Genomic DNA, 21529 nt, shown 5'->3' with positions numbered 1-21529 from the left:
ATTTTTTTATGCAATTCGATACGCCCATTTCCAAGCACTGGCAGCTTGCCCCCGGTGGCAGCGGCCTGGCGCAGGGCGTGGACGATATCGACTTGTGTATCCACAACATCTTGTCCACCCGCAAAGGCTCAGATGTGACCCGCCCCGATTTCGGCAGCAATCATTTTGACTACATTGACACGCCGGAAGACGTATTTGTGCCAAATATCGTGCGCGAAGTGGTTTTGGCCATTCAGACCTGGGAAACGCGGGCAGTGGTGGATGAAGTGACGTTTAGCGGCAATGCCCCGCACATCACCATGACCGTGCGCTGGCGCGTGGCAGATGACGTATCCGGTGAAATCTACGGCACAACGCTGAATTTGGAGCATGCAGCATGGATTTAAGCACTTTAAAGCGTGAAGACGTCAAGGTCGTGGCTGATGATTTGTCGACCATCTTGGCCGAGATTATTGCCAAGTATGAACAAGACAGCGGCAAGGCACTGCAACCGGCGCATATTGAGCGTTTGCTAATTAACGTATACGCCTACCGAGAATCATTGACTCGGCAGCAAGTGAATGAGGCGTATCGCCAGCAGCACGTCCGCTTTGCAACCGGCTTGATGTTGGATTTGTGTGGCGATGATGTCAATACACCGCGCTTAGAGGCTCAACCTGCCTTAACCACCTTGCGATTTTCTTGTGAGGCCAACTTGGCCATGGAGCCGGTGTTTATTCCGACCGGCACTCAAGTCATTGTGGGCGAGTTGATTTTTGAAACAACCACATCAGCAACTTTATCGTCTAGCCGAAATACGGTTGATTTACCGGCGCAATGCACTACAACCGGCACGGCCGGAAACGGCTGGGCAATCGGCCAAATTAACACGCTGACAAAACCGCTGCATGCTGATATCGACGTTAAGGTCAGCAATATTACTGTCCCCTCCGGCGGCGTCATCATTGAGAGCGACGATGCTTATCGCGAGCGGATTTTGCTGGCTTTTGAGGCGTTTTCAGTAGGTGGTCCGAAAAAAGCCTATGAGTATTATGCCCGCCGTGTTTCGCAGGCCATTGCCGGTGTCCATGTCGGCAACGATGTTGATTCTGCCGGTAATCCGATTGGTGGCACGGTGGCCGTTACGCTGCTGGCAACGGACGGTCTGCCCCGCCAAGAATTGATTGACAAGGTATCGGTGGCATTGAGCGATGAGACGGTGCGGCCGCTCTGTGACACTGTGATTGTACGCGCGCCCGAAGTGGTGGAATACAAAATCGATGCCCGCTTGGTATTGTTCAAAGGTGCTGATTCTAAATCAGTTTTAGCCGCTGCCAGCGCAGCTTGGTCAGACTACGAAACTGCCCGCTATGCCAAGCTAGGCAAAGATGTGGTGCCATTGGATATTCAGACGGCCTTAAAGGTTAGTGGCGTGTACAACGTTATTTTATCCAATGAGCGCGGCGAGTTACGCGACAGCGATGTCATCGTGATTGCCCCTAACCAATGGGCGCGGTGCGTATCGTTTAGCGTATCGGTCGATATGGAGCAACAAGATGGCTAAGCTCAAATACGCCTTGATTATCGCCCAAGACCCGCGCTTTACACGCTTGGCCAATCTCAGTCTTGGCTATCGCAAGCTTGCCTTAACCAAGCTCATGCCTCGTTTACTCGAACAAGTGGATAACAACCACCTTGAGCTGCTGGCGGAGAGCCGCAGTATGGTTGGTTCGGACGGCTACTGGCTGGCCAAAGACAATAAAACACGGCGCAAGCTGATTAAAGATGCCGTGTTTTTACACCGCCGAAAAGGCACACCCTGGGCGGTGCGTGAAATCTGCCGCCGTTTAGGTTTTGGCGAAATCAAGCTGATTGAGGGATTGGGTGGCCAAATCTACGACGGCAGTATTAATCACAAAGGTATTTATATGTATGGCGACCACCGTTTGTGGGCGCATTACTCAATTATTTTCAACCGACCGATTACCAATACGGAAGCGAGCCTGTTGCGGGAAACCCTACCGGCCTTCGCACCTGCCCGCTGTGTATTGGTGCGTTTGGATTATCAAGATACGCCGCTGTATTACAACGGCAAAGTCAATTTTGACGGCGATTACAATTTTGGGATGGCATAAATGGCAACGATTCAAGAAGATAAAGTGACACCTGAGTGGGTGGATGATTTATATCAAATTGAGATGACCGACCCTGTCACGGGTGGTTCGGACGGTGTTGCTAACCGTCAAGCTAAACAGCTTGGCCAGCGGACTCAGTGGCTGAGAAAAGCCCACGAAAAAACTTTAGAAAAAGTTGATGAATTATCAAATAAAAAAGGTACGCTGGAAAATATTGGCTTTGTCCAATTGGTGAGTGAATTATCCGAAAGCGATGAATCGAATGCTGCAACGCCCAAGGGTGTATTAGAGGCAATCGCGGCAGCCAGCGTAAGTGTAGGTAGTATTGATGAATTAAGAGAATATCCAGGAAGCACTGGCTACGTTAACGTAAATGGCTACTACGTCAACACCCCTGGCATTGGCGGCGGAATGTTTGTTGCCGACCAATCTGACACAACAAGCGCCGATAACGGCGGCACGATTATCGTGTCAGCCAATGGTGTGCGTTGGCGGCGTCTGCTGGATGGCGTTTGTCGATTTTCGGATTTTGGCGTATTGGCTGGAAAACAAAATGCGCCGACAACCTTGAATAAAATCAATGCGTTGTTTAAATTTGTCTATGAGGCAAAAATCCCAAAAGTATTGAGTGATATACCCGGGGATTACTATCTTAACGGCTTGATCCGTATTGGCGATAATCTCGAGTTTGAGAGTGTTGACGGCGTGAGATATTTACGCAACACGTCAGGCGCGATGTTATATAACGGATTGGTTATTAACGATAATTCGTCTCAAGAAAACCCTTGCAGAAACATTAAAATTTTCGGTGGCGAATTTAACAGTAACGCAAAAGAGCAATGGTCATCGGTTAATTTCTTTTCGTTGGGTTATATTGACGGGCTGGAGGTTTCGGGGGTGCGGTTTGTCGACTGTATCCGCAACCACGCCATTGATTTATCGGCGTGCCGAAACGTAACCATTGAAAAAAATCAGTTTTTGGGATTTAGTAAAGAGGTTTCAACGGTTTACGGCACCGCGCCCGGCAGTGATATTGACCGTGGTTTTTCCGAGGCGATTCAAATTGATGATAACGTGCCGGGTACATTTACCGGTGGCCGTCTGAAAGGCGATCCGTGTGAAAACGTTGTTGTGCGCAATAACGTTTTTAGCAAAAATCCTGATGATGATACAGGCTTGTTCGGGCAGGGCTATGGCTGTGCCGTCGGCGGCCACTATGCCGCGCGCAACGTACAACATCACAATAATATTATCGTTGAGGATAACTTAATCGAGTATTGCGGTTTTGCAGGCGTGCGCCCGTTTTTGTGGGATAACGTTAAGATCGTTAATAATACGTTTAAGCATTGCCACCGAAACATTTATATTTGGTGGCTCCAGCCAACAAACAATCCGTCGGAAGCAGGTCGCGATTACCATATTACGGGTAATCATTTCGGCGATACTGTGGCGGAGCAGATTCTCACGCAGATTTGGGGCAATGGCTATACCGGCGCGTGGGAGAAGCTTAAAAATATCAGCATCTTAAGTAACGTATTTGGCAACACGCAAACGGGAAGTCTGCTGAAGCTGCAAGGCGTGCACAATGCCGCCGTGGCAGATAATATTTTTGATGTGGCCAACCGGTTTATTGATATTGAGTATAGTTCTAAAGTTAAAGTTTCCGGCAACATCGGCAACCGGCTGGAGTATGAGTTTTTATCTTCTAAAAACGATATATACGATGGTTCGGTTGGCACGTCGAGCGAAATCTACATTACCGCCAATTTTGCGCGCGATTGCCGTGGTGGCGTGATTCATCTGCAAAAGATGGCCGACGTGGTGATTGAGGGCAACCACTTTTTTAATGTGGCCAACGCCGCCAACGCAAACAGTATCCGCGCGCTTGATGTAGCCGGCCTGCGGGTGAATGGCAACAGCATTTTGCTGGCGCAGTCTGCCGTTGATGCGGGCGTGTTTGCGCTGGATGTCGCGGCCTCGTGCAGCAACGTGCTCATCGGCGGCATCATCACCAACGCTAAAACGGCTTACCGTAACCGCGCTGCGGGTGCGGGCGGCGTGGATTTGCTGGGATTTACCGCCGATAACGGCCGCATCAACGCATTAAACGTCGGCGCCCAGGGTTCGGCCAGCCGCAATCTTGTGGTTAACGGGCTGGCGTCGGCAAACACGCCGGCGCTTAACGATAACTCGGGCAACCTCGCCACCACCGCATGGGTTCGGCAGATGTGCGCCGCCGCAGCGGGCGGCAACGGTTACCAAAAACTGCCCAGCGGCCTGATTATCCAATGGCTTACCATCAACGTTAACGGCGCAGACAACGGCATGGCCGCGCTGCCGATCGCGTTTCCCAACGCGGTTTTAATGGCTATGGTAAACGACACGCAGGAGGGCATCAGCCCTATACACGCCACCGCCTGGAACAAGGAGAACACCACCGCCGCCGCCATCGGCTGGAACGCAAACGCCCAGGCCGGCCTAATCAGTATTATTGCCATCGGCCACTAAAAAAAGGTGATAACCAAATGATTTTTTACAGTAAATCCCAAAAAACATTTTTTGATGACGAAATCCATGAGCAGTTGCCACCCGATGCGCAAGAAATCACCGCCGAACAGCACGCGCAGTTGCTGGCGGCGCTGAATCTCGGCCACCATATCGCCGACGACTTGGCCGTGCACCCACGCCCGAGCGCCGCGCATGAGTGGGTGGATGGCGCGTGGGTGGAAAACAAAGAGCTGGCCGCCGAAATCAAGGCCGTCGCCTTGGCCAAAGCCCGCGCCGGCAGGCTGGCGGCACTCAACGCCGCCGCCCAAGCCTATATCGACGCGGCCGCCGAAACCGACAAGCTGCCAGCCTTTGAGGTGCAGACGTGGCCGCTGCAGGCCGCCGAGGCCAAAGCATGGGAGGCAGACCCCGCCGCTCCTACACCCGTTTTAGACGGCATCGCCGCCGCCCGTGGCGAGGAACCCGACAAGCTCAAGGCCGCCGCTTTGCGCAAAGCCTTGGCGTATTCCGCCCTGTCGGCTCATGTTGCAGGCCAGCGCCAAGCCTTGCAAAGCAAGATTGAGTCGGCCAAAACGGTTGCTGCGCTCGATAAAATTAAAATCGAGTTCACCGCGCCGGAGGCCGTCTGAATGAGCAAAATCTATCTGGCGCTTTACAAAGGCCGAAAATCAGGCCGCACCCCTAAGGCGTTGGCCATGCGCGTTGCTGATTGGGTAATCCGCAAAGCAACGCGCGGTATTTATTCACATTGCGAAATTGCCGTGGCCTTGGGTGACGGTGTGTTTGAGTGCTACTCATCAAGCCTGCGTGATGGCGGTGTGCGCAGCAAAACCATGCGCTTGCCGTCGGATAAGTGGGATTTAATTGAGCTTCCGGCAACAGACGTGTTAACTGCCAAGTTGCAGATGATTTGGCTGATGACACAAGGCAAGTCGTACGATGTACTCGGCTCACTTGGTGTGGTCTTGCGCTTCGGCAATCGGCCGGACAAGTGGTTCTGCTCCGAATGGTGCGGTCATGTCTTGGGCTTTTCCGAGCCGTGGCGACTGTCCCCCAATGATTTGGACAAATTTGTTAAAAAGGCAAGTTAGATGGCACCTAAAACCCATAATTTCTTGCTTTACCAAGGCGACACGCACTTGTTTAAAGTGTTGTTGACCGCTGATTCAGAGTCTATTGATTTATCTCAAGCTACGTTTCAGATGGATATTGTCACCGGTGACGGCTCGGTGATTCGTCCGGAAATTACTGTGGCAGGGAATGCGGTTACACTGCTTTTCCCTGCGGCAGTAACCCGTGATTTGACCTGGCTAAGAGCTAAATATGACTTGAGAGCCGTTTGTGGTAGCGTCGTAAAAACATATCTGCAAGGCGAGATTCAGGTTAAACCGTGCGTGACTGATATACCGGTTCAGCTTTCAAGCGATGCGCCGGTTGTTGAGACAGTGGATGTGGATGTGAGCGGTCAGGCAATTATTGTCTTGTCTGGCCAAGCCGCCGCCCCTGATTCGGCGGGTATTGCTGGTTTATTGGCTAAGATTGAGCAGTTGGAGTCGGATGTGCAACTGGCCGATGAAAGTGCTGAAATTGCGGCGTTATCAGAACAGTTGTCGGTGGCGCAGGCTGCTATTGAGTCTGCAGGCTCATTGGAAGGCCGTCTGAAGTTGTTGGAGCGCGACCAGGCAAGTATTTCTGAGCATGCCGTTGAATTGGCCAAGCAGAAAGCTGCGCTTGAAGAGGCGTTAACCCAATTGGTGGCGGCAGATGCGGCGGTTAAGTCACTAACCAGCCAGTTGGAAATTTTACGGATTCAATTTGCTGCGGCTGAAGAAAGCAGCGAAATTGAAGCGTTAGACCAGCGAATCGCTGATATTTCGGTTGAGTTGGAAAAGGCAAAGCAAGCGGCAGCTGAAGCTGAAGAAAGCAGTGAATTGGCTGAGCTACAGCAAAAAATAGCTGAATTGACAGCATTATCTGAATCTCAGTCTCAGATTACTGCCGAAATTGCTGATTTAAGAAACCTTCTCGGCCTGAGAAAGTGTGAAAAAATCCATTTGACTCAAAGTATGTGGGCAGATGGCGGGTACACCTGGGCGAAGGTAAATTTTCAAAATACCTATAAAGACCCTAAGGTGTATGTTTCAGTCGAGCATCCGGCGTTGGCGGTTTTATTTTTGAACCATAATATATGCGCCAAAACTGAGAATAGCGTGATGATCCGCTCGAATTTTGACAAAACCAAAATCGACACCAGCTACTCAATTTATCTGTATGTTGAAGAGTGGCAGGATTCGATTAGTTAAAGAAAACGGCTGCGCGGCGGTGTCCTACCACCGTTCTCCGCGCCAGCTTCAGCAGACTAGACCTGCGTTAGCCTTTTTTACCGTACCTCGCGAGGTGCGGTGATTTTATCACTAACGACAAGGAATCTGTGAAAAATGAAACATCGTTGCAAAAATTGTTTTAAGTTGTTGGCTGTTGGCCGTGGCTGCTTTGAAATCAAGTGTCCGCGCTGCAAATTGCTCAATCAGTTTAAAACCCAATAATTCAATCCTGAGTGCCTTTGAGTACCGATACTTATATATTAGGAGTAATCATGACTCAAAAGCCTCTGCCAATTGTTCCCTGGATGGGTGGTAAACGCCGTTTGGCCAAACACCTGATTCCGATGTTTCCCGAGCATACCTGCTACGTTGAGCTCTTCGCCGGTGGTGCGGCACTATTCTTCATGCGGCCGCAACCGGCCAAGTGCGAAGTGCTCAACGATATCAACGGTCAGCTCATCAACCTATACCGCGTGGTGCAGCACCATTTTGACGAGTTTGTGCGCCAATTTGAGTGGACATTGACCAGCCGCGAAGAAGCCCGTCTGCAATCTACACCGCCCGATGTGATGACCGATATCCAGCGAGCCGCTCGCTTCTTTTATCTGCAACACACCGCATTTGGTGGAAAAACCGTCGACCAACATTTCGGCACAGCCACCACCGGCCGAGGCTTTACTGCCGCCGATATCGCCGACCGCCTAAAAGCCGCGCAGCAACGGCTCAATGGCGTGTTTGTCGAAAACGAGCCTTGGGAAAAGTGTTTCAAACGCTACGACCGCGAACACACCTTTTTCTACGCTGACCCACCATATTGGCAAACCGCCGGTTATGACCGTGCCTTTGATTGGACGCAGTATCAGCTACTGGCCAAGATGATGGCCGAGAGTAAAGGCAAGGTTATGCTTTCGATCAACGACCACCCAGACATTCGGGAGCTATTTAAAGATTTCCGCATGACACGTTTAGAGCTGGCCTATTCAGTAGGCCGTGATAAAACGCAAAAGACCAGCGGTGAGCTGGTCATCTGCAACTATTAAAATTGTCCAAGCAAGAGCGGCATCTTACCCTCTTGCTTGCTGTTCCAAATCTGTCCACATTTTAGGAGCAGACGACATCGCGCGGAAAGTGGCAATTGCCCCATCGGTCAGGTATTCGATATCTTGCTTTATTTTACCGGCTTCGGCAAATTCAATCATTTCAATCACAAAAAGACCACCATCGTCACTATTTAAAAAATCAACTGCTCGTTCAATATCTACATCAAGACGTTGAGAGATTCGGCGGGCAGCTTTAACAAAGGCTGTCCAGGGTTTATTGCGATAATCAAAGTGGTTGGCAAATTCTTTGTAAAACAAGCTATCTCGTTCCATGCTTGGGTAGTAATCCATATCGCGCTCCTGTAATGTATTTTATTTAACGTGAGCACATGTTACCGTAGCTATATCAAAGAGCCGAGCAATCGGAGTGCGATGTTTCCGCGAATATAAAAAATCCTGCCTTTGTTTGGCAGGATTTGCAATAAAGTTGCACGGTGTGAAATAAAATCAAAAACACTTTATCTCACAAAACGCGCCGATTTATCGCGCGCGGCTTCATCCTGCCTATTCCTCAAAGTTTTCCAAACTGGCGGAATAATCTTTGAGAGAGCGGTTCAACATTTCAAGCTGGCGGAGGTAACGGCGGCAATGTACACAGACTGCCAAATGCAGCATCAACGCTGTTTTTTCGCCGACTTTCAATTTGCGGTCACACTCAAGCTGCATCAGCCTTGCCGCCTGCCTGCATCTGATGGGCTTCATTTGTTTTCCTTATTTTCCAGTGTTGTCATCAAACCAATTTCTCTGCAAACAGAGGCGCAGCCCGTTACGGGCGCGGCTGAGTATGGTGTAGCAGTTGTCGCTGCCGATACCCGTCTGCATACAGATTTCCTTCACCTCCAGCCCCATGATTTCGCGCAGCATAAAAATACGGGCGGTATGTTCAGGCAAATGTTCCAAACAGTAATCCAATATCCGCATAAAATCGTTTTGCCGCACCGCTTCATCAGGCATTTGCCAAGCCTGCGGACGGTATTGCGGCTGCCAGTGCCCGTCATCATTAAAAGCATGATCGTATATATCGTCGAGTATACGCTCTTCTTCGCTCGGGCTGATATGCTGCAGTTCGGCTTGCCTGCGGCGCAGGGTATCGAGGATTTTATTTTTGAGAATCGCCCACACCCAAGTCTGCCACTGCGCACCTTCTTGGAACTGCTGTTGTTTGGTATAGGCAGAGGTCAATGCTTCCTGCACTGCGTCCTCTGCCCATTCTTCATTCCTCAGCTGTAAAAATGCAAAATGCAGCATTTTCCGGCGGAGTTTTTCGAGGTTGCTGCTGTCCCATACGGCATCTGTACACATGAATGATTTTCCTGAAACGGGCGGTATGTATACCGCCCGTTGTTGGCGGTAATTACATTGAGCCGTTTTTCATGCTGTTCATTTTACTATTTTTGCTCATGGGCTTTTGCACAGACTTTTTCATTTTCATTGTTTTTTTCATCGGCTTATCCATGCCTTTATCCATGTTCATACGGTTTTTCTGCATGGAAGTCATGTTTTTATCCATGCCCATATTGTCTTTTTGCATGGTAGCCATGTTTTTGTCCATGCCCATACTGTCTTTCTGCATGGAAGTCATGTTTTTGTCCATGCCCATATTGTCTTTTTGCATGGAAGTCATGTTCTTGTCCATCATCATGGCATTTTTTTCCATAGAGAAACCGGACATACTGTGTTTCATATTTTGACCGTGCATCGCAGCCGTCTGCATATCCATTGATTTAGCCATCGGCATTTTGGCGGTAGCGGGAAGGGAGAAGCTCAAAATAGCGGTAGCGGCCAAAGTTAAAACTGATTTTTTCATGATTACATTCCTTTTCAAGTTGTTCAAAACAACAGCTTGTCTGTACAAACCGTTTGCCATTTAGACGGTTGATTAGGATTATTTCTGACAAAAAAATAGAAAAATATTGATAATTATTTGTTTAATATAAAAATTAATCTGAGTTTTAACAGTCGGAAAAGCAGCACAGCCGCAGAAAGTTCAGCCAATACGGGTCGGCAGACTTGCCGCTTCGGCAGTTTGGTCAATCCTCTCTTTGAAAAAGGCGAAGCAACGCTGTATTATTTTGTATCAAATGACTATAGCGTATCCATCATAGTCGGGAAAATGACAACTGTTGCGGCATTGCTGTGCGCTACCCGTACTGTCCGCAACTCCCGTATCGGTTACCATTTCTCCGGTGATACACATACAGCAAGGAAACTTATGAAAACCTATCTTGTCGGCGGCGCGGTGCGCGATGCTTTGCTTGGTTTGGAAGTGAAAGACCGCGACTGGGTGGTAGTCGGCGAAAACGCGGAAAGTATGGCGGCTCGCGGGTTTCAGCCGGTGGGCAAGGATTTTCCCGTGTTTCTGCATCCGCAAACGCATGAAGAATACGCGCTGGCGCGTACCGAACGCAAAACAGCCAAAGGCTATGCGGGTTTTGCGTTTCACGCCGATAAGGAAGTGACGCTGGAACAGGATTTGCAACGCCGCGATCTGACCATCAATGCGATGGCGCAAGATTCAGACGGCCTGATTATCGATCCTTTCGGCGGGCGGCAGGATTTGGAAAACGGTATTTTGCGCCATGTTTCGCCTGCATTTGCCGAAGATCCGGTGCGGATTTTGCGCATTGCCCGCCTTGCCGCGCGTTACGGTTTCGAGATTGCGCCGGAAACCATGGTTTTGATGAAAAACATGGTGGCGGACGGTGAGGCGGATGCGCTGGTGGCCGAGCGCGTGTGGCAGGAGTTGGCCAAAGGACTGATGGAACGCAAGCCGCGCCGCATGATGGAAGTGTTGCGCGAATGCGGGGCATTGAAGGTGTTGCTGCCCGAAGTGGACGCGCTGTTCGGCGTGCCGCAGCGGGCGGATTACCATCCTGAAATCGATTGCGGCATCCATACGCTGATGGTGCTGCAATGCGCCGCCGATATGGACTTGAGCCTGCCGGAACGCTATGCCGCGCTCCTGCACTATTTGGGCAAGGCACTGACTCCGCCGGACATTCTGCCCAAACACCACGGCCACGATATAAACGGCGTAGTGCCGGTCCGCACAGTCAATGAGCGGTTGCGCGCGCCCAAGCATTGTTCGGAATTGGCGGAACTGGTGTGCCGCTGGCACATTATTTTCCACCAAGTCGGCCAGCTTAAGGCTTCGACTATTATTGATGTGTTGAAAAAAACCGATGCCTTCCGCCGGAGCGAACGTTTTCAGACGGCCTTGAACGTCTGCATTGCCGATGTGCGGGGCCGTCTGCATTTCGAACATGCCCCCTATCCCCAGCGCGAACATTGGCTCTCATTATTGGCGGCGGCAAATGAAGTTGATGCCGGTGCCATCGCCGGAATGTGCCGGCAAGCAAATCAGCCTCATCTGATTGCCCAAAAAATCGATGAGGCGCGCTTGGAAAAAATCAAGCCGCTTCATCATTCATACCAAAAACAGTACAAACAATAAGCGGCTTTCTGTGCAGACAGTCGTTTCCGGTGCGGCTACAGCAATGCCAACAAGTCCAAAGGCGCGGCGATACGGCTGTCCTGCAACCATTCTTCGGTACGGTCTTCCGCAGCAATATAGCCCCAATCCACCAATACTGCCTGCATTCCCGCATTTTTTGCGGCCAACATATCGCGCTCTGCATCGCCCAAATACAGACAATTTTGCGGCGCGACACCGATTTGTTCGCAAGCGTAGTGCATGGGCTTGACACTGGGTTTGGCTTCCCCGCAGGTATCACCGCTGACCACAACGGCAGGCTCTACGGCAAAACCGAGCTTAGGCACGAGCTTGTCGGTAAAGCGGGCGGGTTTATTGGTAATAATGCCCCACTTCAAACCGCGTTGGTCAATTTCGATGAGCAATTCATTAATGCCGTCAAACAAAACCGTTTCATCGGCATAACGCTGTCCGTATTCCTCCAAATATTCTTTACGCCACTCCGAATGTTCGGGGTGGGCAACAGAAATGCCCGCTCCCGCTTCCAATAATCCGTTTGCACCGTGGCTGGCATAAGGTCTCAAATCCTCTATGCTTTTTTCAGGCAGTCCGCGGCGGCGCAGCAGCGCATTGAGCGCGCCGCCCAAATCCAGCGCAGTATCTGCCAGTGTACCGTCCAAATCGAATAATACGGCTTGAATCATGATATTCCCTCTCCGTCCAATATACAGTATGCCGTCTGCAAAACCGATTTTGCAGACGGCCTTACCGGTCTAACCGGCCATTGTTTTCAAACTTTTTTCAAAATCTTCCAGCATTTCCAACTCAAAACGGCTGAACCCTGCACGCTCCCGCGCTTCGATATTGACGTATCCGCGGAAAATAAACATGTCATAGCGTGCAATCAGCCTGCGGAACAATACAACCGGCTCCAAACCGCGCTGCCGGCAAAGGTATTGGTACCAATGATTGCCGATACGGACATGACCGACCTCATCGCGGTAAATGATGTCCAACACCCCGCAAGTTTCCGTATCGCCTCGCTGAGCGACTTTGGCACGGATAGCCGGCGTTACATCAAGCCCCCGCGCCTCCAATACGCGCGGCACCAATGCCATGCGGAGCAGCGGATCGAAAGCCGTTTTATATGCCATATCCCACAAATGACCGTGTGCCTCAAAATCACCGTAATCAAAACCGAAATGCCGCAAGCGCTCGCGCATCAGTCTGAAATGATAAACCTCTTCTTTCGCCACACCAATCCAATCTTTGACAAATGCCTCGGGCAGCTTTCTGAAACGGTAAGCCGCATCCAACGCAAGATTAATGGCGTTAAACTCTATATGGCAGATGGCGTGCAGCATGGCCGCATATCCTTCCACCGTATTCATTTTACGCGGCGTAACCTGAGAAGGCGCAACCAGTTCGGGTTTGCACGGCCTGCCCGCCATACGGAAATCCAAAGCGGGGGCGGCGGAAGCCGTGTCCAAAGCCGTATCCTGTACGGCTGCAAACAATTCGTCGGTCAACGCGCCTTTTTCATCGGGATTTCCCGACAATAAAGCGCGTTCAAGCAAAGAATAAGGAGAATAAGCCATTTCAAACGCCAATATATTTATTCCCTGCATTATACGCCATTTGCAGACGGCATGAGATACGCGTCTGCCATACCCAGCCGCTTTATTTTGCGGTATAGTAACGGCTGTCTGCCCCTTTCCGTCGGAGAAAAAATGTTCAAACGCCCCGAAGAACTTATCGTCTTAGTTTTGGCATTGTTGTGGGTTGCCCTGACCTACTTCGGTTCAGCCTCATTCGGCGCAGACGCTGCAACCGTTTTCCTGATTACCGGACTGACTCTGGCTTGGGCTGCCGTCTGCTTTTTACTTTGGCAGCGCAATCTCAGCCGCATGATTTGGCCGCTGTTTTTAGGCGCGCTGGCAGCCTGCTGGTGGCCGCTGCTCGACTGGTACGCCGTCAAAGACATACCCGCTGCCGGCAATATTCCAACCGATACGCCGTGGTACGCAGGCTGGACATTTAAAGGCATACTTGCCGCCATTCCCGTAATCATCGGCTACCTTGCCAAATGGAAACGCGCACGCCGCCTCAAACGCGAACAAGCCGCAAATTTCCCTGCCCGCTAACTTTTTTGTCCGACAAGGCCGTCTGTAAAATGATCAGCAAACAAGAATACCAAACCCAAGCCGCGCAAGGCTACAACCGCATTCCGCTGGTTCAAGAGCTGCTTGCCGACCTCGACACCCCGCTGTCGCTTTACCTCAAACTGGCAAACAAACCCTATACTTATCTGCTCGAATCAGTAGTCGGCGGCGAACGCTTCGGCCGCTATTCCTTCATCGGCCTGCCGTGCAGCCATTACCTTAAAGCCTGCGGCAATCATGTCGACGTGTTCCACAACGGCAAAATCACCGAACAATACGACGGCAACCCGCTGCCGTTTATCGAAGCCTTCCACGCACGTTTCAAAACCCCCGAAATCCCCGGCCTTCCCCGCTTTACCGGCGGCTTGTGCGGCTATTTCGGCTACGAAACCATCTACCATTTCGAGCATTTCGCCCACCGCCTGAAACGCACGCCCAAAGCCGACCCGCTGGGCACACCCGACATTTTCCTGATGCTGTCGCAAGAATTAGCGGTTATCGACAACTTATCCGGCAAAATCTATCTGATTGTTTATGCCGACCCCGCACTTGCAGACGGCTACGAACAAGCCCGTGCGCGCCTCGAAGATCTGCGTACCCAGCTTCGCCAAAACTGTGCCATTCCGCTCTCGCTGGGCAGTGCGCACACCGAAGCAGCCAGCGAATTCGGCGAAGAGCCGTTTAAAGCCTGCGTGGAAAAAATCAAAGACTACATCTTCGCCGGCGACTGTATGCAGGTCGTCCCCAGCCAGCGCATGAGTATGACCTACACCGACAGTCCGCTGGCACTCTACCGCGCCCTGCGCACGCTCAACCCTTCGCCGTATATGTTCTACTACGACTTCGACGATTTCCACATTGTCGGCTCGTCGCCCGAAATCCTCGTACGCCGCGAACGCGACAATGTGATTGTGCGCCCCATCGCCGGCACCCGTCTGCGCGGCAAAACGCCGGCCGAAGATTTGGCCAACGAACAAGACCTGCTCGCCGATGCCAAAGAAATCGCCGAACACGTGATGCTGATCGATCTCGGCCGCAACGATGTCGGCCGCATCAGCGAAACCGGCCAAGTCAAAGTTACCGACAAAATGGTGATTGAAAAATACTCGCATGTGATGCACATCGTTTCCAATGTCGAAGGCCGTCTGAAAAACAACGTCTCCAATATGGACATCCTTGCCGCCACCTTCCCCGCCGGCACGCTATCCGGCGCACCCAAAGTACGCGCCATGGAAATCATCGAAGAAGCCGAACCGAGCAAACGCGGCATCTACGGCGGTGCAGTCGGTGTATGGAGTTTCAACAACGACATGGACTTGGCCATCGCCATCCGCACCGCCGTGATTAAAAACGGCACGCTTTACGTACAAAGCGGCGCAGGCGTAGTTGCCGATTCCGATCCGCAGTCGGAATGGAACGAAACGCAAAACAAAGCCCGTGCGGTAATACGGGCGGCGCAGATGGTGCAGGAGGGGTTGGATAGGTAATTTCCTACGGCACGAAATCTAGAAACCCAATGCTTTAAAATACCAAATATCCGATCATCTTTTGATAAACGATAAAACCATGCAACCCGCCGCTTACACCCTCGCCAGCCAACGCAACGGTACATTTTATAGTCATTTAAAATAAGAATGATACAGCGTTGCTTTGCCTTGCCGTACTATGTGTACTGTCTGCGGCTTCGCTGCCTTGTCTCATTCTTATTTTATTCGACTATACATCGGCGTAACATCTGATTTGGTTAAACGGGCTTAGCAGCATAAAAACCACCGGGTTAAAAGTTTTACTGAAAAATATAATGTGGTTTTACTGGCTTGGTACGAATTGCACGCCACAATGGAAAATGTTTTCAACCGTGAGAAGCAGTTGAAAAAGTGGCAACGAAATTGGAAATTACGACTGATTGAAGAAAACAATCCGAATTGTCTGGATTTGTGGGCTGAAATTATGGGTGAAGAGTAGAAATCACTTAACTGTTTTTTCTTATTCTTTCCACAAAGTGTAAGCGCCCATCTGCAACACGGAGATTTTAGGCAGACAGAATCCTCAAGGATTCTTCATTACAATCCGATAATGACCCATACAGATTTGATATCAATAACCGGCTCATTCACAAAATTGATAAACACCTGCCGTTTTCAGACGGCCTTAACTTTAAAATAAATAAAACCATGCAAAACACCCCCATTCTCCCTCCTTCCATGCTCGGCATTCTCGGCGGCGGCCAGCTCGGGCGTATGTTTACCGTAGCCGCGAAAACCATGGGCTACCGCGTTACCGTGCTCGATCCCGATCCGAATGCGCCGGCGGCGGAATTTGCCGACCGCCATTTGTGCGCGGCGTTTGACGATGAAGCGGCTTTAAACGAATTGGCCGAATGCGCGGCGGTGACCACCGAGTTTGAAAACGTCAATGCCGATGCGATGCGTTTTTTGGCGCGACATACCAACGTATCACCAAGCGGCGACTGTGTTGCCATCGCGCAAAACCGCATTCAGGAAAAAGCGTGGATACGCAAAGCCGGTTTGCAAACCGCACCGTATCAGGCCGTCTGCAAACTTGAAGACATCAGTGATAAGAGTACGGAGTACCTGCCGGGCATTTTAAAAACCGCCACTTTGGGCTACGATGGCAAAGGCCAAATCCGCGTGAAAACGCTGGGAGAACTCAAAGCGGCGTTTGCGGCGCACGGCGGCGTGGATTGCGTGTTGGAAAAAATGGTGGATTTGCGCGGCGAGATTTCGGTCATCGTATGCCGTCTGAACAGCGGCAGCGTGCAGACTTTCGACCCGGCCGAAAATATCCATGAAAACGGCATTCTGGCCTATTCCATCGTACCTGCCCGCCTGCCGCAAGATATCCAGCAACAGGCGCGGCAGATGGCGCAGCGTTTGGCCGATGAGTTGGACTACGTCGGCGTGTTGGCGGTGGAAATGTTTGTGGTCGGCGACACCAACGAATTGGTGGTCAACGAAATCGCGCCGCGTCCGCACAATTCCGGCCACCACACCATCGATGCCTGTGCCGCCAGCCAGTTCCAACAGCAGGTGCGTATTATGTGCAATCTGCCGCCTGCCGACACACGTCTGCTTTCGGCCTGTTGCATGGCGAATATTTTGGGCGACGTGTGGCAGGAAGACGGCGGTGAACCGGATTGGCTGCCGCTGCAAAACGACGGCGCGTCCTTCCTGCACCTGTACGGCAAAAAAGCCGCCCGCAAAGGCCGCAAAATGGGACATTTCGTTACCCTTGCACACGATGCCGATAGCGCATTTGCCAAATCAGCGGATTTGCACGGCAAGCTGTAAATTTACAGACGGCCAAATAACCGGATAGGCCGTCTGCATATTTGCATCAAGCCCGAAAAACCGGCTTTTTCCCCAAATTATTCTTCATTAGCCCATACACAGACGGCTTTGTATTCCCTAAAGCCGTCTGAACTTCTGTTTGCCGACACCAATGAGCCTGCTGACTATTCTCCGCCCCGCCGCCGAAAACGATTGCCGCTTTATTCATAATGCTCATCTGCATGCCGTACAATATGCTTGTATCCGCAGCTACAACGAGCGTGTTTTACAGGCTTGGGAAGCCTTGCTGGATACCGAAAGCTATTATGCTACCATCAATGATCCAACCAAAGCTTTGTGGGTCATCGAATATAGAGGTGCGATTCAGGGCTTTTTCCAAGTAGATTTCAAAGAAGCACAATTAGATGCGCTGTATGTCCACCCTCTTTTTCATAATAAAGGTCTGGGCACCGCTTTATTGCAACGGGCAGAGGAATTGGCGCGCAGTCAAGGATTGTGTTTTCTGAAACTGTATGCTTCGCTCAATTCCGTACCCTTTTATCACTTGAACGGATATGAATCTTTATGTGATGCCGTGTTGCCGCTCAATAAGGAAATCAAGGTTAAATGCGAATTGATGAGAAAATACCTTTAACCGATTTGCAGACGGCTTTTTGATACTTAACGGTATGATTTTGCCGACAAAATCAAATATAGTCGAATAAAATGAGAATGAGACAAGGCAGCGAAGCCGCAGACAGTACAGATAGGACGACAAGGCAAAGCAACGCAGTATCATTCTTATTTTAAAAGACTATATATCCCTCTAAACTCCTTAACCGCACAAACTGAAATCCAAACCGAAACAACAAATAAACTCCTACAAAACGTGCAAAAACACAAAAACCCGCTAAAAAGCAGGTTTTTGTTTTCCGATAAACCGGAATTAGCGTTTTTTACCGGTAACGGTAGCAACAGCCAAATTCTCGTTACGTTTCAGAGAAACGCTGGTTACACCTTCAGGCAGTTTGATGTCTGACAAGTGCAGAATGTCGCCGGCTACTACTGAAGCACAATCCAGCTCCAAGAATGCCGGAATGTTTGCAGGCAGAGCCAAAACTTCTACCGAAGTGTTCAGCAGAGACACGCGGCCGCCTTGCAGTTTTACAGCGTGAGAGTTTTCAGCATTAACGATGTGCAGCGGTACGCGGATACGCAGCGGTTGGTCGGCTTTCACTGATTGGAAGTCGATGTGTTGCACTTGTTGGCGGAACGGGTGCATTTGGAAATCGCGCACGATAACGTCTTGAGTTGCACCGTTCAGGGTCAGTTTGATCAATGCAGTGTGGAAAGATTCTTTTTCCAATGCGTAGTAAACGGTTTTGTGGTCTACTGCGATGGCAACCGGCTCTTGACCTTCACCGTAAAGAATCGCAGGGATTTGGCCTTCGCGACGCAGGCGGCGGCTCGCACCAGTGCCTTGTTCTTCGCGAACGGTAGCTTGAATTTCGTATGACATAATCAAAGTCCTAATGTAAATAAAACAAATTAAAGAAAATCGCCGTCATCGGCCGCGACCAGCTTAAGACAGCTTGGGGTTTACGGCAGAATCATGCCGCCTGTCATCACATCTTCGTTGAAAAGATATGACACAGATTCTTCGTTGCTGATACGGCGCACCGTTTCAGCCAGCAATCCGCCCAAGCTCACTTGGCGGATGCGTTCGCATTGTTTTGCCGCTTCGGAAAGCGGAATGGTATCGGTTACGACAACTTGGTCGATGTCGGAAGAAGCGATACGGCTGACTGCTTCTCCTGAGAATACGGCATGGGAGGCATACGCCAATACACGGTCTGCACCGCGCTGCTTCAGTGCGGAAGCTGCTTTGCAAAGGGTGTTGGCGGTATCAATCATATCGTCCACAATCAGACAGGTTCTTCCCTGAATATCGCCGATAATGTTCATCACTTCGGCAACATTGGCTTTCGGACGACGCTTATCGATAATCGCCAAATCCACATTCAGAGACTTGGCTACGGCACGGGCACGCACAACGCCGCCTACGTCGGGGCTGACAACGATCAGGTTTTCGATACGCTGCTGCTTGATGTCGTTCAGCAAAATAGGCGTAGCATAGATATTGTCTACCGGAATATCGAAGAAACCTTGGATTTGGTCGGCGTGCAAATCAACGGTCAATACACGGTCGATACCGGCCGAATACAGCATATTGGCCACCAGTTTTGCAGAAATCGGTACGCGGGCGGAACGCGGACGGCGGTCTTGGCGCGCATAGCCGAAATAAGGAATGGCGGCTGTAATACGACCCGCAGAAGCACGTTTCAGCGCATCTGCCATCGTCAGAATTTCCATCAGATTGTCATTAGTGGGTGCACAGGTCGGCTGAAGGATAAATACATCGCGTCCGCGTACGTTTTCCAGCAATTCGACAGCAACTTCGCCGTCTGAAAATTTCGTTACAGAGGCATTTCCCAGAGAAATACCCAGATGTTTTACCACGCGCTGCGCCAATTCGGGATTGGCATTACCGGTAAACACCATCAAACTATCGTATGCGGCCATATCTTTTTCACCTGATTGTCTGTTTGAAATTTGCTCGGAAAACATCATGCTTCCTTCTGCCTGCGGCTTTTCGCCAAGTCCGATATTATACTCAGAAACTTCTGTAAAACCAAGCGAATCCGCACCGATTAGCCTATTTGCAACACTAAAACATTAAAAGAGCGTGTAAGGAAACTTACACGCTCTGTCTGGCTGGGGAGGAAGGATTCGAACCTTCGCATGCTGGAATCAAAATCCAGTGTCTTAACCGCTTGACGACTCCCCAAAAGGGTTGGCTGGGGAGGAAGGATTCGAACCTTCGCATGCTGGAATCAAAATCCAGTGTCTTAACCGCTTGACGACTCCCCAACAAGTAGGATTTTGGCTGGGGAGGAAGGATTCGAACCTTCGCATGCTGGAATCAAAATCCAGTGTCTTAACCGCTTGACGACTCCCCAACTATCCCTCAAACCATACAATGCAAAGGATGGAAATCCAAACCTTCCACGCAATATGCTTCGTATGTTTCAGAAACTTGCCGGTATAAATTGTACGCTTCCTGATGATTATCAAATGCGGTAAACAAACAGGCCCCAGAGCCGGTCATTAATGTTTTGCCGTATTTCGACAATTCCAGATAAGCTTGCCAAACCTCAGGATACTCCCGAAATACAACCGCCTGCATATCATTCTGAAACGGCTGCAATGTTTGGAAAGTCGGCATTATGCTTGGTTTGCTGTTTCGTGTCAAGAGCGGATGTGCAAAAATTTTTGCAGTTGCAACATGAACATTGGGTTTTACCACAACATACCATTGTTTCGGCACATCTATCGCAGTCAGTTTTTCCCCGATTCCCTTGGCAAATGCGTTGCGTCCGAAAATAAAAAACGGTACATCTGCCCCCAAGGTGATGCCCAAATCCATCAGCTCTTGGCGGTTCAGACTGCATTGCCATAAATGGTTCAACACCAGCAAAACCGTTGCCGCATCGGAACTGCCGCCCCCCAAGCCTCCGCCCATCGGGATTTTTTTATCCAGCCAGATATCCGCACCTTTCCCGACATTGCAATGCTTTTGCAGCAACACCGCTGCACGGTATGCCAAATCTTGTTCGGGCGCAACGCCTTGTGCGGGGGTGTGTATCACAACCCTGCCGTCTTCACGCACGGACAAATAAACGGTATCGTGCAAATTAATCAGACAAAAAATACTTTCCAATTCATGATAGCCGTCTGCACGTCGGGCGGTAATCCGCAAATCCAAGTTCAGCTTTGCCGGCGCTGCAAAGGCTTGTGCATAGGGGGGAATATCCATTTTTTGTCTCTCAAGTGCGTGCCGCACAACTGTTTTGTGCACTATACGGCGGCTGCATATCCACTTCGTCAAACACCAGCCGAACCGATAATTTGTCGTTTGCCAACTGCAATACCCTCGGTTTGTTTTCCTCGGTAACGCTGCGGTTTATCGTCCAGCCGAACTGTTGCAGACGGCCGTCTGCCAATAACTGATACGGCGCACCGGCCACACGTTTGCCGTCTGCCCAAATATACAGATGCTGAACCGGCAGCTCAAAGCCGAGCAACAGCGTGCTCAACTCTTCTGCTGTATCCGCCTGATAAATTCTGCCTTTACCGTCCACCGCCAGCACACCCTGCGCGTCTTGGCAGAGTTGTCCGACTGTCGTACCCAGCGGGGTATTGACATTAATCGTCTGCACTTTGTTTTGGTAGGTCCAATCAAAATGGGCATACGAACCTTTTTCTTCCACTTTCACCGCCAGCCTGCCGGCGGCCGTAAAGCTGCCGACATCATCTGCAGCCGGCCAACCGCCCTGCTGCGGCAAACCGGTCGTCGTACAGGCTGCCAGCAGTAAAGTTACCAGCATGATGGGTAGTTTGAATTTCATAAGTATTCCGTATCGGTACAGGATATGCCGTCTGTAAAACCATTCGATTTGCAGACGGCCTGATGATAACAAATCAGAAATATTGCCGCTTGATTTTCTTTCTTTTACAGGCAAAGCTCCAATGCAAAT

General features: G+C 50.5%; 24 protein-coding genes, 3 tRNA genes and 1 pseudogene. 15 read left to right on the top strand and 13 right to left on the bottom strand.

The features are described 5' to 3' along the window. The first annotated feature begins 8 nt into the window (after positions 1 to 8). The 9 genes from EL111_RS05135 (at position 9) to EL111_RS05095 (ending at position 7986) form a co-directional block, all read left to right on the top strand. Positions 9 to 386, top strand: a complete 378-nt coding sequence (locus tag EL111_RS05135; protein ID WP_123796424.1) for a GPW/gp25 family protein — start codon at positions 9 to 11, stop codon at positions 384 to 386. Further along, a complete protein-coding gene (locus tag EL111_RS05130; protein WP_123796425.1) occupies positions 377 to 1543 on the top strand; it encodes a baseplate assembly protein in 1167 nt (388 codons plus the stop codon). Before EL111_RS05135 ends, EL111_RS05130 begins: the two co-directional genes overlap by 10 nt. Next, positions 1536 to 2114 (top strand): phage tail protein, encoded by a 579-nt coding sequence (locus tag EL111_RS05125; protein WP_126325836.1) that lies wholly within the window; start codon positions 1536 to 1538, stop codon positions 2112 to 2114. The genes EL111_RS05130 and EL111_RS05125 overlap by 8 nt, the downstream gene beginning before the upstream one ends. Beyond that, positions 2115 to 4622, top strand: a complete 2508-nt coding sequence (locus EL111_RS05120; RefSeq protein ID WP_123796420.1) for a putative phage tail protein — start codon at positions 2115 to 2117, stop codon at positions 4620 to 4622. A gap of 17 nt (positions 4623 to 4639) precedes the next feature. Beyond that, on the top strand, positions 4640 to 5251 hold the full coding sequence (locus EL111_RS05115) for an HI_1402-related protein (RefSeq protein ID WP_123796419.1): 612 nt from the start codon (positions 4640 to 4642) through the stop codon (positions 5249 to 5251). Further along, the gene (locus tag EL111_RS05110; RefSeq protein WP_123796418.1) at positions 5252 to 5713 is read left to right on the top strand and encodes a hypothetical protein; all 462 of its coding nucleotides are present in this window, start codon (positions 5252 to 5254) and stop codon (positions 5711 to 5713) included. It begins immediately after the preceding gene. Further along, positions 5714 to 6925, top strand: coding sequence for a hypothetical protein (locus tag EL111_RS05105; RefSeq protein WP_123796417.1), 1212 nt, complete (start codon positions 5714 to 5716; stop codon positions 6923 to 6925). Between the two features lie 135 nt (positions 6926 to 7060). Next, positions 7061 to 7168, top strand: coding sequence for a Com family DNA-binding transcriptional regulator (locus EL111_RS05100; protein ID WP_123796416.1), 108 nt, complete (start codon positions 7061 to 7063; stop codon positions 7166 to 7168). A 50-nt stretch (positions 7169 to 7218) separates the two neighbouring features. Continuing rightward, positions 7219 to 7986: a DNA adenine methylase gene (locus EL111_RS05095; RefSeq protein ID WP_162843018.1), complete on the top strand. Its 768-nt coding sequence runs from the start codon at positions 7219 to 7221 to the stop codon at positions 7984 to 7986. Between the two features lie 24 nt (positions 7987 to 8010). On the opposite strand, the gene EL111_RS05090 is transcribed toward EL111_RS05095, so the two are convergent. The 4 genes from EL111_RS05090 to EL111_RS05075 all read right to left on the bottom strand — a co-directional run bounded on the left by EL111_RS05090 (position 8011) and on the right by EL111_RS05075 (position 9853). Continuing rightward, a complete protein-coding gene (locus tag EL111_RS05090) occupies positions 8011 to 8337 on the bottom strand; it encodes a hypothetical protein (RefSeq protein ID WP_123796442.1) in 327 nt (108 codons plus the stop codon). A gap of 213 nt (positions 8338 to 8550) precedes the next feature. Further along, on the bottom strand, positions 8551 to 8748 hold the full coding sequence (locus EL111_RS05085; protein WP_123796370.1) for an anti-sigma factor family protein: 198 nt from the start codon (positions 8746 to 8748) through the stop codon (positions 8551 to 8553). A gap of 9 nt (positions 8749 to 8757) precedes the next feature. Further along, on the bottom strand, positions 8758 to 9348 hold the full coding sequence (locus EL111_RS05080) for a sigma-70 family RNA polymerase sigma factor (protein WP_123796371.1): 591 nt from the start codon (positions 9346 to 9348) through the stop codon (positions 8758 to 8760). Positions 9349 to 9400: 52 nt separating this feature from the next. Next, positions 9401 to 9853, bottom strand: coding sequence for a hypothetical protein (locus tag EL111_RS05075; RefSeq protein WP_123796372.1), 453 nt, complete (start codon positions 9851 to 9853; stop codon positions 9401 to 9403). A gap of 405 nt (positions 9854 to 10258) precedes the next feature. Between EL111_RS05075 and EL111_RS05070 the strand changes: the two genes are divergently transcribed. After that, positions 10259 to 11500 (top strand): multifunctional CCA addition/repair protein, encoded by a 1242-nt coding sequence (locus tag EL111_RS05070; protein WP_123796373.1) that lies wholly within the window; start codon positions 10259 to 10261, stop codon positions 11498 to 11500. 35 nt (positions 11501 to 11535) lie between these two features. Here the strand turns inward: EL111_RS05070 and EL111_RS05065 are convergent, their stop codons facing one another. Next, positions 11536 to 12183 (bottom strand): HAD family hydrolase, encoded by a 648-nt coding sequence (locus tag EL111_RS05065; protein ID WP_123796374.1) that lies wholly within the window; start codon positions 12181 to 12183, stop codon positions 11536 to 11538. A gap of 69 nt (positions 12184 to 12252) precedes the next feature. After that, on the bottom strand, positions 12253 to 13077 hold the full coding sequence (locus EL111_RS05060) for a ferritin-like domain-containing protein (protein WP_123796375.1): 825 nt from the start codon (positions 13075 to 13077) through the stop codon (positions 12253 to 12255). 132 nt (positions 13078 to 13209) lie between these two features. On the opposite strand from EL111_RS05060, the gene EL111_RS05055 reads away from it, so the two are divergent. From EL111_RS05055 to EL111_RS05035, 5 genes and pseudogenes are all read left to right on the top strand, one after another. After that, positions 13210 to 13623 (top strand): hypothetical protein, encoded by a 414-nt coding sequence (locus tag EL111_RS05055; protein WP_123796376.1) that lies wholly within the window; start codon positions 13210 to 13212, stop codon positions 13621 to 13623. 29 nt (positions 13624 to 13652) lie between these two features. Continuing rightward, on the top strand, positions 13653 to 15128 hold the full coding sequence (gene trpE, locus EL111_RS05050; protein WP_123796377.1) for an anthranilate synthase component I: 1476 nt from the start codon (positions 13653 to 13655) through the stop codon (positions 15126 to 15128). A 178-nt stretch (positions 15129 to 15306) separates the two neighbouring features. Next, positions 15307 to 15606: pseudogene (locus tag EL111_RS10825) on the top strand (GIY-YIG nuclease family protein). Positions 15607 to 15815: 209 nt separating this feature from the next. Beyond that, complete coding sequence (locus tag EL111_RS05040; protein WP_123796378.1) at positions 15816 to 16952, top strand: 5-(carboxyamino)imidazole ribonucleotide synthase; 1137 nt, start codon at positions 15816 to 15818, stop codon at positions 16950 to 16952. Positions 16953 to 17103: 151 nt separating this feature from the next. After that, positions 17104 to 17586, top strand: coding sequence for a GNAT family N-acetyltransferase (locus EL111_RS05035; protein ID WP_123796379.1), 483 nt, complete (start codon positions 17104 to 17106; stop codon positions 17584 to 17586). A 291-nt stretch (positions 17587 to 17877) separates the two neighbouring features. Here EL111_RS05035 and EL111_RS05030 read toward each other — a convergent pair whose 3' ends face one another. From EL111_RS05030 to lolB, 7 genes are all read right to left on the bottom strand, one after another. Continuing rightward, a complete protein-coding gene (locus tag EL111_RS05030; RefSeq protein ID WP_123796380.1) occupies positions 17878 to 18450 on the bottom strand; it encodes a 50S ribosomal protein L25/general stress protein Ctc in 573 nt (190 codons plus the stop codon). A gap of 80 nt (positions 18451 to 18530) precedes the next feature. Further along, the gene (locus tag EL111_RS05025; RefSeq protein ID WP_123796381.1) at positions 18531 to 19514 is read right to left on the bottom strand and encodes a ribose-phosphate pyrophosphokinase; all 984 of its coding nucleotides are present in this window, start codon (positions 19512 to 19514) and stop codon (positions 18531 to 18533) included. 189 nt (positions 19515 to 19703) lie between these two features. Continuing rightward, positions 19704 to 19779: transfer RNA gene (locus tag EL111_RS05020), tRNA-Gln, on the bottom strand. 7 nt (positions 19780 to 19786) lie between these two features. Next, a tRNA-Gln gene (locus EL111_RS05015) sits at positions 19787 to 19862 on the bottom strand. Between the two features lie 13 nt (positions 19863 to 19875). Beyond that, a tRNA-Gln gene (locus tag EL111_RS05010) sits at positions 19876 to 19951 on the bottom strand. A gap of 8 nt (positions 19952 to 19959) precedes the next feature. Further along, on the bottom strand, positions 19960 to 20808 hold the full coding sequence (gene ispE / locus EL111_RS05005) for a 4-(cytidine 5'-diphospho)-2-C-methyl-D-erythritol kinase (protein ID WP_123796382.1): 849 nt from the start codon (positions 20806 to 20808) through the stop codon (positions 19960 to 19962). A gap of 10 nt (positions 20809 to 20818) precedes the next feature. After that, positions 20819 to 21400, bottom strand: a complete 582-nt coding sequence (gene lolB / locus EL111_RS05000) for a lipoprotein insertase outer membrane protein LolB (protein WP_123796383.1) — start codon at positions 21398 to 21400, stop codon at positions 20819 to 20821. Positions 21401 to 21529 lie beyond the last annotated feature (129 nt).

Origin of the sequence: Neisseria animalis, assembly GCF_900636515.1 — a bacterium.
Taxonomy (GTDB): domain Bacteria; phylum Pseudomonadota; class Gammaproteobacteria; order Burkholderiales; family Neisseriaceae; genus Neisseria; species Neisseria animalis.
This window is presented reverse-complemented; position numbering and strand designations above follow the sequence as displayed.

What these genes read in the sequence shown, in the direction of transcription:
- EL111_RS05135 (WP_123796424.1), top strand. Translation starts at nt 9, where the DNA reads ATGCAATTCGATACGCCCATTTCCAAGCACTGGCAGCTTGCCCCCGGT.
- EL111_RS05130 (WP_123796425.1), top strand. Translation starts at nt 377, where the DNA reads ATGGATTTAAGCACTTTAAAGCGTGAAGACGTCAAGGTCGTGGCTGAT.
- EL111_RS05125 (WP_126325836.1), top strand. Translation starts at nt 1,536, where the DNA reads ATGGCTAAGCTCAAATACGCCTTGATTATCGCCCAAGACCCGCGCTTT.
- EL111_RS05120 (WP_123796420.1), top strand. Translation starts at nt 2,115, where the DNA reads ATGGCAACGATTCAAGAAGATAAAGTGACACCTGAGTGGGTGGATGAT.
- EL111_RS05115 (WP_123796419.1), top strand. Translation starts at nt 4,640, where the DNA reads ATGATTTTTTACAGTAAATCCCAAAAAACATTTTTTGATGACGAAATC.
- EL111_RS05110 (WP_123796418.1), top strand. Translation starts at nt 5,252, where the DNA reads ATGAGCAAAATCTATCTGGCGCTTTACAAAGGCCGAAAATCAGGCCGC.
- EL111_RS05105 (WP_123796417.1), top strand. Translation starts at nt 5,714, where the DNA reads ATGGCACCTAAAACCCATAATTTCTTGCTTTACCAAGGCGACACGCAC.
- EL111_RS05100 (WP_123796416.1), top strand. Translation starts at nt 7,061, where the DNA reads ATGAAACATCGTTGCAAAAATTGTTTTAAGTTGTTGGCTGTTGGCCGT.
- EL111_RS05095 (WP_162843018.1), top strand. Translation starts at nt 7,219, where the DNA reads ATGACTCAAAAGCCTCTGCCAATTGTTCCCTGGATGGGTGGTAAACGC.
- EL111_RS05090 (WP_123796442.1), bottom strand. Translation starts at nt 8,337, where the DNA reads ATGGATTACTACCCAAGCATGGAACGAGATAGCTTGTTTTACAAAGAA.
- EL111_RS05085 (WP_123796370.1), bottom strand. Translation starts at nt 8,748, where the DNA reads ATGAAGCCCATCAGATGCAGGCAGGCGGCAAGGCTGATGCAGCTTGAG.
- EL111_RS05080 (WP_123796371.1), bottom strand. Translation starts at nt 9,348, where the DNA reads ATGTGTACAGATGCCGTATGGGACAGCAGCAACCTCGAAAAACTCCGC.
- EL111_RS05075 (WP_123796372.1), bottom strand. Translation starts at nt 9,853, where the DNA reads ATGAAAAAATCAGTTTTAACTTTGGCCGCTACCGCTATTTTGAGCTTC.
- EL111_RS05070 (WP_123796373.1), top strand. Translation starts at nt 10,259, where the DNA reads ATGAAAACCTATCTTGTCGGCGGCGCGGTGCGCGATGCTTTGCTTGGT.
- EL111_RS05065 (WP_123796374.1), bottom strand. Translation starts at nt 12,183, where the DNA reads ATGATTCAAGCCGTATTATTCGATTTGGACGGTACACTGGCAGATACT.
- EL111_RS05060 (WP_123796375.1), bottom strand. Translation starts at nt 13,077, where the DNA reads ATGGCTTATTCTCCTTATTCTTTGCTTGAACGCGCTTTATTGTCGGGA.
- EL111_RS05055 (WP_123796376.1), top strand. Translation starts at nt 13,210, where the DNA reads ATGTTCAAACGCCCCGAAGAACTTATCGTCTTAGTTTTGGCATTGTTG.
- trpE (WP_123796377.1), top strand. Translation starts at nt 13,653, where the DNA reads ATGATCAGCAAACAAGAATACCAAACCCAAGCCGCGCAAGGCTACAAC.
- EL111_RS05040 (WP_123796378.1), top strand. Translation starts at nt 15,816, where the DNA reads ATGCAAAACACCCCCATTCTCCCTCCTTCCATGCTCGGCATTCTCGGC.
- EL111_RS05035 (WP_123796379.1), top strand. Translation starts at nt 17,104, where the DNA reads ATGAGCCTGCTGACTATTCTCCGCCCCGCCGCCGAAAACGATTGCCGC.
- EL111_RS05030 (WP_123796380.1), bottom strand. Translation starts at nt 18,450, where the DNA reads ATGTCATACGAAATTCAAGCTACCGTTCGCGAAGAACAAGGCACTGGT.
- EL111_RS05025 (WP_123796381.1), bottom strand. Translation starts at nt 19,514, where the DNA reads ATGGCCGCATACGATAGTTTGATGGTGTTTACCGGTAATGCCAATCCC.
- ispE (WP_123796382.1), bottom strand. Translation starts at nt 20,808, where the DNA reads ATGGATATTCCCCCCTATGCACAAGCCTTTGCAGCGCCGGCAAAGCTG.
- lolB (WP_123796383.1), bottom strand. Translation starts at nt 21,400, where the DNA reads ATGAAATTCAAACTACCCATCATGCTGGTAACTTTACTGCTGGCAGCC.